The 16,234-nt window shown below is 59.7% G+C and carries 11 protein-coding genes, 1 rRNA gene and 1 pseudogene; 10 read left to right on the forward strand and 3 right to left on the reverse strand.

All coding sequences use genetic code 11. The annotated features are described in order from the left end of the window. A 5S ribosomal RNA gene (rrf, locus tag ACQ4W7_RS28715) occupies positions 1 to 102 on the forward strand; the annotation flags it as partial. A gap of 119 nt (positions 103 to 221) precedes the next feature. On the opposite strand, the pseudogene ACQ4W7_RS28720 reads toward rrf, so the two are convergent. After that, positions 222 to 365 (reverse strand): annotated as a pseudogene (locus ACQ4W7_RS28720) (hypothetical protein); the annotation flags it as partial. A 138-nt stretch (positions 366 to 503) separates the two neighbouring features. Here ACQ4W7_RS28720 and pedF point away from each other — a divergent pair. Further along, positions 504 to 989, forward strand: coding sequence for a cytochrome c-550 PedF (pedF, locus tag ACQ4W7_RS28725; RefSeq protein WP_035824926.1), 486 nt, complete (start codon positions 504 to 506; stop codon positions 987 to 989). A 15-nt stretch (positions 990 to 1,004) separates the two neighbouring features. Then, complete coding sequence (locus ACQ4W7_RS28730) at positions 1,005 to 1,838, forward strand: substrate-binding periplasmic protein (protein ID WP_436535113.1); 834 nt, start codon at positions 1,005 to 1,007, stop codon at positions 1,836 to 1,838. Between the two features lie 54 nt (positions 1,839 to 1,892). On the opposite strand, the gene ACQ4W7_RS28735 is transcribed toward ACQ4W7_RS28730, so the two are convergent. Next, complete coding sequence (locus ACQ4W7_RS28735) at positions 1,893 to 4,031, reverse strand: TonB-dependent receptor family protein (RefSeq protein ID WP_436535115.1); 2,139 nt, start codon at positions 4,029 to 4,031, stop codon at positions 1,893 to 1,895. 204 nt (positions 4,032 to 4,235) lie between these two features. On the opposite strand from ACQ4W7_RS28735, the gene ACQ4W7_RS28740 reads away from it, so the two are divergent. The 7 genes from ACQ4W7_RS28740 to ACQ4W7_RS28770 all read left to right on the forward strand — a co-directional run bounded on the left by ACQ4W7_RS28740 (position 4,236) and on the right by ACQ4W7_RS28770 (position 13,887). Continuing rightward, on the forward strand, positions 4,236 to 5,192 hold the full coding sequence (locus tag ACQ4W7_RS28740; protein WP_436535117.1) for a beta-propeller fold lactonase family protein: 957 nt from the start codon (positions 4,236 to 4,238) through the stop codon (positions 5,190 to 5,192). A gap of 333 nt (positions 5,193 to 5,525) precedes the next feature. After that, entirely contained in the window at positions 5,526 to 7,046 is a 1,521-nt protein-coding gene (gene adh / locus ACQ4W7_RS28745) for an aldehyde dehydrogenase (protein WP_426075111.1), read from the forward strand. A gap of 56 nt (positions 7,047 to 7,102) precedes the next feature. Next, positions 7,103 to 7,492: a DUF779 domain-containing protein gene (locus tag ACQ4W7_RS28750; RefSeq protein WP_034756816.1), complete on the forward strand. Its 390-nt coding sequence runs from the start codon at positions 7,103 to 7,105 to the stop codon at positions 7,490 to 7,492. A gap of 49 nt (positions 7,493 to 7,541) precedes the next feature. Further along, positions 7,542 to 9,278, forward strand: coding sequence for a methanol/ethanol family PQQ-dependent dehydrogenase (locus tag ACQ4W7_RS28755; protein WP_436535119.1), 1,737 nt, complete (start codon positions 7,542 to 7,544; stop codon positions 9,276 to 9,278). A 288-nt stretch (positions 9,279 to 9,566) separates the two neighbouring features. Next, positions 9,567 to 10,727, forward strand: coding sequence for a porin (locus ACQ4W7_RS28760; protein ID WP_436535121.1), 1,161 nt, complete (start codon positions 9,567 to 9,569; stop codon positions 10,725 to 10,727). 57 nt (positions 10,728 to 10,784) lie between these two features. Beyond that, positions 10,785 to 12,887, forward strand: a complete 2,103-nt coding sequence (locus ACQ4W7_RS28765) for a 4Fe-4S binding protein (RefSeq protein ID WP_436535123.1) — start codon at positions 10,785 to 10,787, stop codon at positions 12,885 to 12,887. Beyond that, positions 12,877 to 13,887: an FAD:protein FMN transferase gene (locus ACQ4W7_RS28770; RefSeq protein ID WP_436535125.1), complete on the forward strand. Its 1,011-nt coding sequence runs from the start codon at positions 12,877 to 12,879 to the stop codon at positions 13,885 to 13,887. Before ACQ4W7_RS28765 ends, ACQ4W7_RS28770 begins: the two co-directional genes overlap by 11 nt. A gap of 1 nt (position 13,888) precedes the next feature. Here the strand turns inward: ACQ4W7_RS28770 and ACQ4W7_RS28775 are convergent, their stop codons facing one another. Next, complete coding sequence (locus ACQ4W7_RS28775; RefSeq protein WP_436535127.1) at positions 13,889 to 15,877, reverse strand: sigma-54-dependent Fis family transcriptional regulator; 1,989 nt, start codon at positions 15,875 to 15,877, stop codon at positions 13,889 to 13,891. Between the last annotated feature and the right edge of the window lie 357 nt (positions 15,878 to 16,234).

Genomic DNA, 16,234 nt, shown 5'->3' on the forward strand with positions numbered 1-16,234 from the left:
TAGCAAGTTGGTCCCACCCCTTCCCATCCCGAACAGGACCGTGAAACAACTTTGCGCCGATGATAGTGCTGCAACCAGTGTGAAAGTAGGTTATCGTCAGGCTTGTTATTCGTAGTAAGAGAAAAACCCCGCCAGCGATGGTGGGGTTTTTTTTCGTCTGGTGCTTTGGCAGGTTTTACAGCGTACAGGCGTAAAAAAAGCAGCGCTACGCGCTGCCTTTGTCATTTGTTGATCAAGCAGACTTTATCCCAGTCAAGGGCAAAGCGGGCCAGAAATTTCTTGAGCCTGTCCGCATCATTCGGCTTGGCTTTCGCGGCACGCGAGACAGCATACAGCGTGCGGCCTGCATCGGACATGCTGTTCGACTGCTGACGCGCGCGGTGGAACAAGTAGGTGTTGCAGCTGTTCCAGATTGATACATGGACGGCCGGATGTGGGGCATATAGGCATGGCATGGCATTTGCTCTTCTTGGATATTCACTAAAAAAACCAAGGAGACCAGCATGACCTATTCCATCCGTACCCTGCTCGGCGTGGCAGCCGCCGGCGCCGTTGCCCTTACTTCCTTGCTGACCTTGCCGCACGCCTATGCGCATGGCAATGTCACGCCGCAAGGCGTCGACACCACGGGCTTGCCCAAGGTGGGCGACAAGTGGCTCGAGCAAAACCCATATCGTGGCAACAAGCTGGCTTTAACGGTGGGCACGTCGGCCTACAACCAGAATTGCGCACGCTGCCACGGCATCGAAGCCATCTCGGGCGGCATCGCGCCGGACTTGCGCCAGCTCGACCGCGATTGTTTCGGCATCAAGAATGAGACAAAGAAACAGGCTTGCTACAAGGAGACGGATAATTACTACCTCACCACCATACGCCACGGTAAAGTACGTAATGGCGCCGTGTACATGCCGCCGTTCGAAGGCGTCTTCAACCAGGAAGCCATGTGGGCCATCAAGACCTATCTGGAAACCCGCAGAGAATCGAACTGATCACGAAGGAGTCCCATGCGTTCATTTCAATTCCGGGGCGCGCGTGCGATGATCTCGCTCGCCTGCCTGGCGCTGTGCGCAGCCGCGCCGGCGCGCGCCGACTGGCAGAAAGTGCAGCAGTCGGGCAGCCTGAAAGTGGCTGTGTATAACGAGTTTGCGCCGTTTTCCGACAAGGGCACGGGCATCGATATCGACATCGCCGAAGCGCTGGCGAAAAAGCTGGGTTTAAAACTGAGCTTGCTGCCATTTCCCGCCGGCGAAAACCTGAACGACGATTTGCGTAATATGGTGTGGAAGGGCCATTACCTGGGTTACGGTCCTGCCGACGTGATGCTGCATGTGCCGGTCGACAAGAAGCTGATGGCGGATAACGACAAGGTTGAAATCTTTGCGCCGTATTACGTGGAAACCGTGCGTCTGGTGCGCAGCGCGCAAGCCGTGCCGCAATTCGATGGCGTCGCTTCGCTGGCCGGCAAGCGCATCGGCGTGGAAAAGGTCTCGATCGCGGCCATGCTGATGCTGGGTGAAGAGAATGGCAAGTACCGCGATGACGTGCGTATCTTCGACACGGCCGCCGAAGCCTTGCGGCAATTGCAGGCGGGTCAGCTCGACGCCGTGCTGGCCAACCGTTCGGAAATCGAATCGCTGCTGAAAAGCGATCCCGCTTTTCCCTTGAGTGAAGTGGCGTTCGCCCGCTTGCCGCGTGCCGGCTGGGCTGTGGGCCTGGCCGTCAGCCGCCAGCAGCTCGATGTGGGCAAGTTGCTGCAGGCAGCCATGAACGAGATGGCCACCAGCGGCGAGCTGAAAGCCATTTTTGAAAAGTATGGCGTGAAGGAAGCGCGGCCCTGAAGTCGCTTGCTTTAGTTGAAAAGCCCGCGCATCGGAAGAGGCGTGGGCTTTTTATTAGAAGGAATACTGGGCGCTGACACCTAGCAGCCAGTTACGGCCTGGCGCCGCTTCATAGTAGCGCTTGTTGCTGTCGCCGACGATGACGGAGCCCACGTAGGTCTTGTCGAAAAGATTGTTCAGACGGGCAAATTCCTTGAAGCGCCAGTTGCCCACGCTTTGTTTTGCATTGAACCGCGCATTGAACACCGTGTAGCCGGGTGCCGGCTTTTCGCTGTTGCTGTCTTCCGCGTAGACCTGGTTGCTAGCCACACTTTCCAGCGCTGCGCCAAAACGCTCTAGCGTGTCTTTCCAGGCCAGTTCTGCAAACAGGTTGGCGCTGGGCACGCCCGGCAAGCGACTGCCTTCGCGCACGCTGCCAAACGCTTGGTCATACACGGCGTGCAGGCTGGTCAGCGCCACTTTTGTCGTGAAGCCATACGGCAGGTTCGAGTCCAGCGACACCTCCATACCCTGGCGCAAGGTTTTACCTGCATTGCGATAGCTGGTGCGCCCGCCGCTGGACTTGTCGACTACGAGTTCGTCGTTGGTCTTGATCTGGAATACGGCCGTATTCACATGCGTGTTGCTATTGATTCTGGCCTTGACGCCCACTTCCAGATTGGTGCTGGTGGCCGGTTTCAGCTGGTAATTGAAGCCGCCGCCCGTGCCCGAGTAAAACAGTTCGTTCAAGGTGGGCGCTTCAAAGCCGCGCGCGGCGCTGGCGTAGACGTTGACGTTTGGCGTGAGCTTGTAGAGCAGACCCAGCACCGGCGTCGTATGGCTGAATTCCAGGCTGCCGCTGTCATCGCCATTGCCGAGGAAATGGTCGTCGACCGCCACTTTCATCTTGCTGTAGCGCACACCTGCGCTGAGCAGCCATGGTCCGCTTTGCCATTCCATCTGGATATAAGGATCGAGGCTGGAGACGACATCTTGCTCGTCGCGGCGCAGCTTGCCTTTTACGCCAAAGCTATTGCCGATGAAGTTCTCATAGCCGGTGCGGTCATCGCTGGAGCGGCCATAGTCGATGCCGATGGTGGTGCTCAGCTTGCCGCCGGCCAGCTGGTTCACGTGCAGCCAGTTGGTATCGATACCATAGAACTGGCGCTGGAAGTCGACCACGCCGCCCGAATGGCTGGCTGGCGCCTGGAAGCCTTTGGTAAATGCCTGGTACTGGATCACCTCGCGGTTGCCGCCATACGCCATCACATGCAGGCGGTCATCGCCGAACGATTGCTCGTAGGTGGCACCGATTTGCTGATGGTCGATGCTCTTGCGCGTGTTGTAGCGTTCGGCCAGGGTGCGCTTCGGGTTTTGCGTATCGCTCGCGTCGATTTCACCGGCGCGCGGGTCGCGGGAAAACGTGGGCCAGGTGAGGCCCAGCGGATCTTGCGTATTGCCCTGGTGCAGGCTGTTGGCGACGATGGTCAGCTTGCTGTCTGCAGTGGGCTTGACGGTGATCTTGCCGAAAGCCTGTTCACGCGTGGCGGTGCTGTGGTTGCGGAAGCCGTCCGTGCGGAAGCGCGAACCGTCGAGCACGTAGCCGATGCCGCCTGCCTGGCCTTGCGCCGTCAGGTCCACCTTGCTGGTGCCGTAGCTGCCGCCCGTCACGTTCAGTTCCACGGATGGGGGATGTTGGCCATCCCTGGAAAACAGCTGGATCACGCCGCCCGAGTGGTTGCCGTAGATGGCAGAAAACGGTCCGCGCAGCACTTCGATGCGCTCGGCCGTATCGAGGTTGAAGGTGGCGGCCTGGCCTTGGCCGTCGGGCATGCTCGCAGGAATGCCATCGCTGATCAGTTTGACGCCGCGCACGCCGAAGGCCGAGCGGGCGCCGAAGCCGCGCGACGAGATTTGCAAGTCTTGCGCATAGTTCTGACGGTTCTGCACGACCAGGCCCGGCACGGCGGCCAGCGCTTCCGACGCGTTGACGCGGATTTGTCCATCCTGGATGCGGGCGCTGTCGACGACGTCGATGGAAGCCGGCACTTCCTGGCTGGGGTGGGCGATGCGGCTGCCGCTGACGACCACTGTGTCCATGAGTTGCCCGTTGGCCAAGTCAGCGGCCTCGGCGGCGAAGATGTGGGGCGCGAGGGTGGCGCTGCCGGCGACAAACAGACTGGCAATGGTGTTCAGGCGGAAACGATGCTGCATGCGGATTCTCCAAATGAATAAAAGCCGGCTTGAGCGGCGTGTGTGGCATAAGTCTGCCTAGTCTTATCAAGCAATATGCCTGCCATGTCTCCATTGGTGGGCTGAAATTATACGCTTGTCAGTGGCACGGCGTTTGCATGCAGCAATGGTCAGATGCGCCGATACCGCGCGCTTTTCCCTCGTTTTGCCATTGAAAAGGTGATTATGCCCAACTTCTTCTCGCGCTTGCGCCAGGTGTGCTGGCTGTTGCCTGCGCTCGCCAGCAGCGCCATCCAAGCCGCTCCGTTTGCCTATGTGCCCAATGAAAAATCGGGCACCCTGAGCGTGATCGACACGGCTACCGACCAAGTGGTGCGCCAGATCGCCGCCGGCACGCGTCCTCGCGGCATCGCCGCCGGCCCCACCGGACGCCAATTGTTTGTTACGGATGCCGCCAGCAGCGCCTTGTTGCTGATCGATAACGCTGGCGGCACGCCCGTGCGCAGCGTGGCGCTGGGCAAGTCGCCCGAGGGCGTCAGTGCTTCCCAGGACGGTCGTTACGTGGCCGTGGCCGTCGAGGAAAACAATAGCGTGGCCTTGCTCGATGGTCAGACGGGCACATTGCTGGCCGACATCAAGGTGCAAGGGCGCAATCCGGAACATGCCGTCTTCAGCCCCGATGGGCGCTGGCTGCTGGTCAGTGCAGAAGAGGCTGAGCAAGTCGATGTCATTGATGTGGCGCAACGCCGCCAAGTGGCTTCCATTGCCGTGGGTTTGCGTCCACGCGGCATCGGTTTCAGTCCGGACTCGGGCCGCGCCTACGTGGCGTGCGAACTGGTCAATGCCGTCTACGTGATCGACATGACCGCGCGCAAGGCGATTGCCACTATTCCAGCGGGCAAGAATGCCAACGGCATCGCCGTCCATCCCAGTGGCAAGCAGCTGTATGTTTCGAATGGCACGGATGGCACGGTGATGGTGATCGACACGATCAGCAACAAGGTGACGGCAAGCATAGCCGTCGGCAAGCGCCCGTGGAACATGGCCATCACGCCCGACGGCGCCAAGCTGTACGTGGCCAATGGCCGCTCGAACAGCGTTTCTGTCATCGACACGGCCAGCGCGCGCAAGGTGGCCGATATTGCCGTGGGTGAATTGCCATGGGGCGTGGTGATTCGCTAGCGGCACAGCAAAGGTGTTACAGACTGGTACACCTGTTCCATTGTGCAGCGGCGCAGGGAACGGACGGCGCTGGCCCGAATTGGAACAGGATAGTCCTGCCTTGTTCAAAACGCACACACAGTCCCCTGGGCTGAACGACCGGCGTGCGGTGGCGATCAAGCGCATCGATCTGGCCGCCATGCCCTTGTAACAAGGGTAAAACCGGCTAAGTTGGTAGTGGGACGGCGAGCTGGCACGGCATTTGCGGAAGACTCCGTGTACTCACCCCATCTGTAACAGACGTTTGATTTTAATTAAATCAATTCCATTCTAATTAACCTGATAGAGGACGACATGAATCTCGCAGACATCAGCAAACTGGGCGTAGCCAACCCCTTCAAACAACGCTATGACAATTACATCGGCGGCAAGTTCGTTGCACCAGTAAAAGGTGAATATTTTCCCAACATCACACCGATCACCGGTTTGCCGTTTTGCGAAATCGCCCGTTCCACGGCGGAAGACGTCGAGCTGGCGCTGGATGCCGCGCATGCCGCCAAGGATGCCTGGGGCAAGACTTCACCTGCCGAGCGCGCCAATATCCTGAACCGCATCGCCGACCGCATCGAACAGAACCTGAGCCTGATCGCCACGGCGGAAACCATCGATAACGGCAAGCCGATCCGTGAAACGATGAATGCCGACATTCCGCTGGCCATCGACCATTTCCGTTACTTTGCCGGTTGCATCCGCGCGCAGGAAGGTTCCGTCGCGCAAATCGATGCGGAAACGTATGCCTATCACTACCATGAGCCGCTGGGCGTCGTGGGCCAGATCATTCCATGGAATTTCCCAATTCTGATGGCCGTGTGGAAACTGGCGCCAGCCCTGGCTGCCGGCAATTGCGTCGTCTTGAAACCGGCCGAGCAAACCCCCGCCTCCATCATGGTGTTGATCGAACTGATCGGCGACCTGCTGCCACCGGGGGTGTTGAACATCATCAACGGTTTCGGCCTGGAAGCGGGCAAGCCGCTGGCGTCGAGCAAGCGCATCGCCAAGATCGCCTTTACGGGTGAAACGGGCACGGGCCGTTTGATCATGGGTTACGCGGCGCAAAACCTGATTCCCGTCACCCTGGAGCTGGGCGGCAAGTCGCCGAACATCTTCTTTGAAGACGTGATGGATGCCGATGATGATTATTTCGATAAGTGCCTGGAAGGCTTCACCATGTTTGCGCTGAACCAGGGCGAGGTGTGCACCTGCCCATCGCGCGTGCTGATCCAGGAATCGATCTACGAAAAATTCATCGAACGGGCCTTGAAGCGCGTGGCCGCCATCAAGCAGGGCAACCCGCTCGATGCCAGCACCATGATCGGCGCGCAGGCGTCGCAGGAGCAGCTGGAAAAAATCCTGTCCTACCTCGACATTGGCCGTCAGGAAGGCGCCGAAGTGCTGGCTGGCGGCGAGCGCCACACGCAGGCGGGCGACCTGGAGGGCGGTTACTACGTGCGTCCAACGGTGTTCAAGGGCCACAACAAGATGCGCATCTTCCAGGAAGAGATTTTCGGGCCAGTCGTGTCTGTGACCACCTTCAAGGATGAGGCCGAAGCGCTGGCGATTGCCAACGATACCTTGTACGGCCTGGGTGCCGGCTTGTGGACGCGTGACGGTTCGCGCGCCTTCCGCATGGGCCGCGCCATCCAGGCGGGCCGCGTGTGGACCAATTGCTACCACCTGTATCCAGCCCACGCCGCGTTCGGCGGCTACAAGCAGTCGGGTATTGGCCGCGAAAACCACAAGATGATGCTTGACCACTACCAGCAAACGAAGAATTTGCTGGTGAGCTATAGCCCGAAAGCGCTGGGCTTCTTCTAAACCGGCAACAGGCACCGCACCTGTCTATCCAGGTGCGGCGCGCAGAAAGGGATGCCATGAGTGCAGCAATTGCCCGGGTGGTCGCCACCGATGCGGCGCTGGAAATGATGGACAAGTTGCGCCAGCGTCACGGCCCGCTGATGTTTTTCCAGTCGGGTGGCTGCTGCGACGGCAGTGCGCCCATGTGCTACGCGCTGGGCGAGTTCGATGTCAGTGATACCGATATTTATCTCGGCAATTTGAATGGCACACCGTTCTACATGGGGCTCGAGCAATTCGAGTACTGGGAGCATACCCAGTTGATTATCGATGTGGTCGATGGCAATGGCGGCATGTTTTCACTCGACAACGGCACGGGCAAGCGCTTCCTGACACGCTCGCGCCTGTTCACCGATGAAGAGTGCGCGCTATTGCATGCCCAGCCGCATGAGCACCGCAAGACCTGATACACACATACTAATAAAACAGAGGGAGATGATTGTGCAGAAAAAAATCATGGGGATACTCGTCGGTTTGGGTTTTGCTACGCTGGCCCAGGCGGCCGACGTGGGCAATGTCACCAATGCCATGCTCGACAGTACTGCGAAGAATCCGGCCAGCGTCTTGTCGTTTGGCATGGGCACGCAGGGCCAGCGCTATTCGCCGTTGACGCAGATCAATGACAAGACCGTGGCCAAGCTGGTGCCGGCCTGGTCGTTCTCGTTTGGCGGCGAAAAACAGCGGGGCCAGGAATCGCAGCCATTGATTCATAACGGCAAGATGTTCGTCACAGCATCGTATTCGCGCATCTTTGCCGTTGACTTGAAAACGGGCGCCAAGCTGTGGAAATATGAGCATCGCTTGCCGGACGGCATCATGCCGTGCTGCGACGTGGTCAACCGCGGTGCCGCCCTGTACGGCAATTTGGTGATTTTCGGCACGCTCGACGCCTACCTGGTAGCGCTGGACCAGAATACGGGCAAGATCGTCTGGAAGGAAAAGATCGACGATTATGCGGCCGGTTACTCGATGACGGCCGCGCCGCTGATCGCCGAAGGCTTGTTGCTGACGGGCGTGTCGGGCGGCGAATTCGGCATCGTGGGCCGGGTCGAGGCGCGCAACCCGATGACGGGCGACCTGGTGTGGAGCCGTCCTACCGTGGAAGGCCATATGGGCCACCGCTACGACAAGGATGGCAAGGCCATCGATAACGGCGTATCTGGCACCGTGAACAAAACCTGGCCGGGCGACCTGTGGAAAACCGGCGGCGCTTCGACCTGGATGGGCGGCACCTACGATCCGCAAACCAAGCTCGCGTATTTTGGCACCGGCAACCCGGCGCCGTGGAACAGCCACTTGCGTCCCGGCGACAATCTGTACTCGTCGTCCACCGTGGCGCTGGACGTGAAAACGGGACAGATCAAGTGGGCGTATCAAAACACGCCGAACGATGCCTGGGACTTCGACGGCGCCAACGAGTTCGTCACCTTTGACATGGATGGCAAGCGTTACGGCGGCAAGGCCGACCGCAACGGTTTCTTCTATGTTATCGATGCAACGAACGGCAAGCTGCAGAACGCTTTTCCGTTTGTAAAGAAAATCACCTGGGCCAGCAGCATCGACCTGAAGACGGGACGGCCGAACTACATCGCCGCCGGCCGCCCTGGCGACCCGACCAAGGGAGAAGAGGGCAAGAAAGGTACGACCGTGTTTGCCGCGCCCGCTTTCCTGGGGGCCAAAAACCAGATGCCGATGGCGTACTCGCCGCAAACCAAGCTGTTCTATGTGCCTGCCAACGAATGGGGCATGGACATCTGGAACGAGCCGATCAGCTACAAGAAGGGTGGCGCCTTCCTGGGTGCCGGTTTCACCATCAAGCCTTTGTTTGACGATTACATCGGCGCCATGCGCGCCATCGATCCGAAGACGGGCAAGATCGTCTGGGAAATCAAGAACAACGCGCCGCTGTGGGGTGGCGTGATGAGCACGGCCGGCAATCTGGTGTTCTACGGCACGCCGGAAGGCTACCTGAAAGCCGTCGACGCGAAGACGGGCAAGGCGCTGTGGAAATTCCAGACGGGCTCCGGTGTCGTGGCGCCACCCGTCACCTGGCAGGATGGCGACACGCAATATGTGGCCGTCGTTTCCGGCTGGGGTGGCGCGGTGCCGCTGTGGGGCGGCGAAGTCGCCAAGAAGGTCAACTTTCTGGAACAGGGCGGTTCCGTGTGGGTCTTCAAGCTGGCATCGAAGTAAGGGGTGAAACGCCCGGGCCACTCGGATGGGTGTCTCCCCGTCTGCCGGGCGCTTTCTTTTTTCTGACGGCCCAGGCCGTCAGTTTTTTGTTTACCTGTACCTCGGCTATGCATACTTTCGGTCAAAAAATGAACACCGTGCGTGGCGATTGATCCGCTGTTGCACACGTCGACACGCCATTTTTTTCTTTTCCCCTCTGAGCCGTGCTGGGCACGCTTATTGCCAAAGCTTGAGGTACATCAAGCTTTGGTGTGCACACTAAAAACAGAGAAGAAAGAGGAGAAAAAAATGAAGCTATGGATCAAGCTGGGGAGCCTGGGTGTCATGACAATCGCAGCGATGGGGCAGGCGCAAGCTGTCGATATCAAGGCTGGTGACTGGACGGTGTCGGTGGGCGGCATCGTCAACGCCTATTACACGCAAGTGTCGTGTTCGGGCGATGCGGTGGGCGGGCTGGCGCTGGGCGGCCAGGCGCTCGGTTGCGGCGGCGAAAAGGATCGCACCACAATCGGCAACGGCTTGCTGCCGAATGGCTTGATCACTTCCGCTTCGTCGCGCCTGGGCGAGTACGACGTGAAAGCCTTGATCGGCATCTACAACTCGACGGCCACCGACAGCGCCATCAGCCAGAACAGCGTGGTCGATGTGCGCCAGGCATTCTTTACCTTTGGCAATGAGCAGATGGGCACCTTCAAGCTGGGCCGCGACTATGGCATCTTCGGCGCGAATGCGATCCTGTCCGACATGACCTTATTGGGCTCGGGCGCACCGGTGCAGGCGACGCAGCGGGGCCGGGTGACCCTGGGCCATATCGGCGCCGGTTATACCTATCTGGGTAACTATGGCCAGATCATGTACAGCACGCCGAAGTCGGGCGGTTTTGGTGCCGACGTGGCGCTGGTCAGCCCCGTTTCCGATACGCCCATCGTGGCAGGCTCGACCTATTCTTCGAAGTCGAGTCCGCAAGTGCAAGCGCAGCTGACGTATGTGCAGGAAGGCTTGAAAGCCTGGCTCGGCGTGAAGTCGCAAAAATTCACCTCGAAAACGCCAGGTGTCGATGACCTGACCATGCGTGGCGTGGAAGTGGGCGGCTCGTACCAGATGGGGCCGGCCGGCGTGCTGGTCAACTTCCAGGGCGGCAAAGGGCTGGGTATCTTGTCCGATGCGGACCAGGGCGATACCAAGTCGAAGAACTGGCTGCTGCAAGGCACTTACAAGACGATAGACAAGCTGAAGCTGGGCTTGTCCTACGGCATCAGCAAGAACGACGATAACACGGCCGGTACGGGCGGCTTGAAGTCGAACGCCAACCTGACCCTGGGTGCGTATTACTCGCTCAACAGCGCGATCACCCTGGTGGGTGAATTGGGTCAGACGCGCTCGAAAGGTTTTGCCGGTGGCGAAGCGAAGATGAATGGCGTGTCCCTGGGCGGCATTATTTTCTTCTAATTAATGAACGCGGCGCCTTGCGACAGGGCGCCGCACGGAGCGCAATACATGCGGATAATGCGGCTATTCATCGGATGCTGGCTATTCCTGTTTATCCTGGGACAGGCGTGGGCGGGCGTGCTGACCAAAGCCGAGCTGGCACGGCGCTTTCCTGCGCCCCTCATCGTTGGCGACAAGGAGGCCGACTTGCCCGTCTGGCCCTTGTTCCGGCAAAACGCCACGGCCACCGAACTGGTCGGCTACGTTTTTGAATCGTTGGACCTGGCCCCCATTCCCGGCTTTTCCGGCGTGCCCGTCAATTTATTGATCGCCATCAATCCGCAGGGCGATTTTCTGGACGTGGCCGTGCTGTCGCAGCACGAACCCGTGTTTCTCGATGGCCTGGGTGAAGCACCGCTGTTCCAGTTCGTCAAACAGTACCAGGGTCTGTCGCTGAAACAGAATATCGCCATCGATGCCAGGAAGAAACGCGCGCCAGACGCCACCCATGCCGATATCGACGGCGTGTCGAAGGCCACGGCCTCCGTGCGCATCATCAACCAGAGCGTGCTGGCGTCGGCCTTAAAAGTGTCGCGTAAGAAACTCGGCTTCGCGCAAGGCCGCGATCCCGACCAGATTGCCCGTATCCGCATGGAGGTGTTTGAAAAACTCAGCGCGGCGCAGATGCTCAAACAGGGCTTGATTCAGCATGTACACCTGAGCAACAAGGACGTGGAAACCTTGTTTGCCGGCAGCCCCGGCGCGGGACTCGATGTGGAAGCCGCGAGCGCACCGGACAGCGTGTTCATCGACCTGTACCTGGCGTATGTGTCCGTGCCCACGGTGGGACGCAATCTGTTGACGGAACGCAGCTGGAACAAATTGCGCAACCGGCTCGACGAGGGCGACCATGCCATCCTCGTCATGTCGCGCGGGCGTTACAGCGTGCTGGGCGACGACTTCGTGCGCGGCACCGTGCCCGACCGGCTGTTGCTGAAGCAGGATGGCTTGCCCATCGACATGCGCGACCTGGACCTGGAGTTGAACTTGTCGGAGGGGGCAGCGTTGCCGACGGAAAATGTCGCTGTCTTTCGCATCATCAGCCAGGCGGGACTCGATGCGGCCAGCCCGCTGGCATTTTCTCTCCCCATCACGCGCAACAAGGGTATCGTGTATCCGGAACGCATCGCTCGCAACGTGGATTTCAACTACCGCTTGCCGGCCGATTTGTATACGGCGCCGCAAGGCGACGATGCCACCTGGCGCGGCACGTGGAAGAACCGCAAGGCTGAGCTGCTGCTATTGGTCGCCGGGCTGGCGCTGCTGTCCGGCGCATTGGCGTGGCAGAAACGCCTGGTGCGCGAGGGGCGGCAATTTACCTGGTTTCGCAGCCTGTTCCTGGTGTTCACCATCGGCTTCATCGGGTATTACGCGCAGGGGCAGTTATCGATCGTCAATATCACGGGCGCACTCCAGGCGCTGCTGGCGGGTCGCAGCCTGGGCTTTTTCCTGTTCGATCCGATGACGGTGATCCTGTGGGCTTTCGTGCTGCTCAGTCTGCTGATTTGGGGGCGCGGCACGTTTTGCGGCTGGCTGTGTCCGTTTGGCGCCATGCAGGAATTGACGGGCAAGCTGGGCCAGTGGCTACGCTTGCCGCAGTGGAAGATCAAGCCGCGTCTCGATGGGCGCTTGAAATGGATCAAGTATGGCTTGCTGGCGGCCATTCTCGGCAGCAGCGTGTTTTCCAGCCAGATCACGGACAAGCTGGTGGAGCTGGAACCGTTCAAGACGGCGATTACCCTGAACTTCGTGCGCGCCTGGCCCTTCGTCACGTATGCCGTGGGCTTGTTGTTGCTCAGCAGTGTTTCTTATAAATTCTTTTGCCGTTACCTGTGCCCGTTTGGTGCGGCGCTGGCGTTGCTGGGGCGCTTTCGTCTGTTTGAATGGATTCCGCGCCGCACGGAATGCGGCACGCCCTGCCAGACCTGCCGCCACCGTTGCGAGTATCACGCCATCGCGCCGAGCGGGAAAGTCGATTACGGTGAGTGTTTCCAGTGCATGGATTGCGTGGTGATTTACGCCAGCGATGAAAAATGCGCACCCTTGATGCTGGAAATCAAGCGTGCCCGCACCATTCCCATAGTCCGGGCCACGGCAGAGGAGGGCAGCAATGCAGCGTAGAACGTTTATTTCCGCAGCCATCGGCAGCGTGGCCGGCATGGTGGGCTTGTCTTTGCCTGGCAGCATGGCGCGCGGCACTGCCGCGGCGTCCGGCGTGCGGCCTTATCAAGGCGCCGCGCTGGCATTTGGCACGACGATCGCCGTTACTGTAGTGCACCACGATCAGCACCAGGCCGAACTGGCCATTGAAGACGCCTTGCATGCGGCCAAGAATATCGACCGCCTGATGAGCATTTACAGTCCGGCCAGCCAAGTCTTCCAACTGAACCGTGATGGCCGACTAGGCCGGCCGCACGCGCATTTGCTGGCCGTGCTGGCACAGGCGCAAGCCTTGTCGCAATGCAGCGATGGGGCGTTTGATATTACCGTGCAACCGTTGTGGCAACTGTTTCGCGCGGCGGCAGCCCAGGAAAGCTTGCCGACGGAGACATTGCGCCGCGCGGCGCAAGGGCGGGTAGGCTGGAGGCAACTGGCGTGGGATAGGCGCGAAGTGCGTTTTCTCCAACCCGGCATGGCACTGACCTTGAATGGCCTGGCGCAAGGTTATGCGGCGGACATGGCGCTGGCGGCCGTGCAGGCACGCGGCATACGCCACGCGCTGCTCGACACGGGCGAATTCATTGCGCGTGGACAACGTTCCGTGCGCCGTCCCTGGACCTTGGGCATCCAGGACCCGCGCGACGGCGAAATCCTGGCGGCCACCCTGAAAGTGGAGGGGCGCAGCGTGGCCACGTCGGGCGATTACGAATGCACGTTCACGCCCGACTTCGTGCATCACCACATCTTCGACCCCTCGAAGGGCGATTCGCCGGGCGAACTGGCCAGCGTGACCGTGCTGGCACCCACGGGCTTGCTGGCCGATGGCTTGTCGACGACCTTCATGGTGACGGGGGCCGCGCGTGCGCATGCGATGGCCGCGCACATGCAGGGCGTTGACCTGATGACTATCGACAAGTCGGGCCAGCGCAAGATGTCGCCCGGCTTTGCCCGTCTACTCTAGGCTATTTCAGATGCGGCACCTTGCGATAGATCGTGTTGCGCGATACGCCCAAGGCCCGCGCCGTGGCCGAGACGTTGCCGCCATGCGCGTCCAGCGATTTGAGGATCGCGCTTTGTTCCATCTCTTCCAGGTTGGCGCCGGCGGCGATCATGCGGTCCGTGCTGGCGCTGGCGGCACTGGCTTGCGTCATTTCAATATCGTCGAGGAAATCATCAGGCATGTGGCGCAAACAGATTTCATGTTCGTCGCCTGCCATGACGATGGCCGTGCGCAACAGATTGGTCAGCTGGCGGAAGTTGCCTGGCCATTTATGCTGGTGGAACATGCGCAGGATGTCAGGCGCCACCGTATAGCGCGTGTCGGGCGCTTCCGTCGCGAGGATTTTTTTGACGACCGTGTCCAGGTCCGTGCGCTCGCGCAACGGCGGCAGTTTTACCACCAGGCCATTCAAACGGTAATACAAGTCTTCACGGAAGAGTCCCTTGGCCATGCGTTCGCGCAAGTTGTGATTCGTGGCGCAAATGAGTTCCACATTCACGGTGATCGATTTGCTGCTACCCAGCGGTGTGACCATGCGTTCCTGCAGCACGCGCAACAGCCGCGCCTGCAAGCCAAAGGGCATGTCGCCGATCTCATCGAGGAATAGGGTGCCGCCATTGGCTTGCAGTATCTTGCCTATTGCCCCTTTCTTGCGCGCGCCCGTGAACGCCCCGTCTTCATAGCCGAACAGTTCAGACTCGATCAGGGTTTCCGGGATCGAGGCGCAATTGACGGCGATAAACGGCCCCATGGCGCGCGGAGAATCATTGTGGATGGCTTGCGCCAGCAATTCCTTGCCGGTCCCCGTTTCGCCCATGACAAGAATCGGAATGTCGCGCCCCAATACCTTGTTGACCTTTTCAATCACCAATTCCAGTTGCGGGTCGCCCGTGCGCAAGTAGCGCAGGCCGGACAGGCGCCGCGCCGCGTTGGCCGCATGGCTGGCCGGCGCGGGAACCTGGACCGGCACGGTGTTGATATCGCTATGGTCGGTGTTGGATGCAAATCCATGTTGGAAGACACTATTGGCCAGGCGCAACTGCGCGCGTCCGTACACGCGCACGCCGCTGTGCATGCAGAGGTTCAGCAGACCGGGAGCGGCCGTGCGGTAATGCTCGTACAGCGCGGAAACGGGCAAGCCGAACAGGGAGCTGAAGGTATGTGATTGTAGCGCGGCAAATGATAGGCCCAGCTGGAACAAGCCATTCTTGTTGGCTGACAGAAAGCGTCCGCCTGGGGTGAACGAGGCGATGCCTTCCATCAAGGTGCCGATGAATTCGGGGCGCGCGTGGAAGTGCACGGTGATGGCATCTTCGAAGGTGGCGGAAAACAGCTGATTTTCGATCATCAGCGCCGACATGCGCACCAGGGCCATCGTATGCTTATGAAAACTGCGTTGGTCGCTGGAGACATCCAGCACGCCGATGACATTGCCGCGGTGGTCGGTAATGGGGGCGGCTGAGCACGTCAGGAAATGATTGGCGGCCAGGTAATGCTGGTCTGCATGGACCAAAGTCGCTACTTTTTCCGTGATGGCCGTACCGATGGCATTCGTGCCGCGGCTTTGTTCTGACCATGCCACACCCGGCTGCAGGGCGACACGGTTGGCTTTCTCTAGAAAGTCATCGTCGCCCAGCGAATGCACGATGACGCCGTTGGCATCCGTCAAGATCACCATATTGTGCGTATTGACGATTTGCTGGTACAGGGTTTCCATCGCTGGCAGCGCGTGCGCGTGCAGCATGCGGTTTTGCTCGATCAGCAAGGACAGATCGGATTTGCCGGCCGGCGTAAATTCTGGCGTGGCGGTGGGCGACAGGCCAAAGGCGACTGAGCGCTGATGGGACGTTTCGATGATGACGGGGACGTTGTCTTGTCCTGCCGGCAAAGTGTTCGGGTCCGCGATGGACGAAAACGGTGCGCTACGGTAAGTAGCTGACGGTTGATACATGATCTCGTTGCCTCCGTTGGGCCCTGTACTGCGGCGCTCTTTTGAATATCGAGAGTGTTCCATAATGTAGCACCTGTCACAGATGGGAGCAAAGCAAAGCGAACCGGGCTGTCCCCAGTGTTGCTGCCAGGCCCAGAGTTGCTCCCCTCAGTGGGCAGTGCATAGGCTGGTATAAGCAAGTGCGGTGCCAGGGCTGTTTCGCCGGGCGGGAAAATAGCCCTTGCGGGGCGTGCGGGGCACGGCTATAATTCGCCCCCTCGCTGAACGACGCATGCAAATGCCGAGTAAAGCAGGGTGAAAAAGAAGGTTGACGAAATGCTGCAAACGCTTCATACTCTTCCTTCTTCGCAGCTGACA

Source organism: Janthinobacterium algoris, from assembly GCF_051380935.1.
Lineage (GTDB): Bacteria > Pseudomonadota > Gammaproteobacteria > Burkholderiales > Burkholderiaceae_D > Janthinobacterium.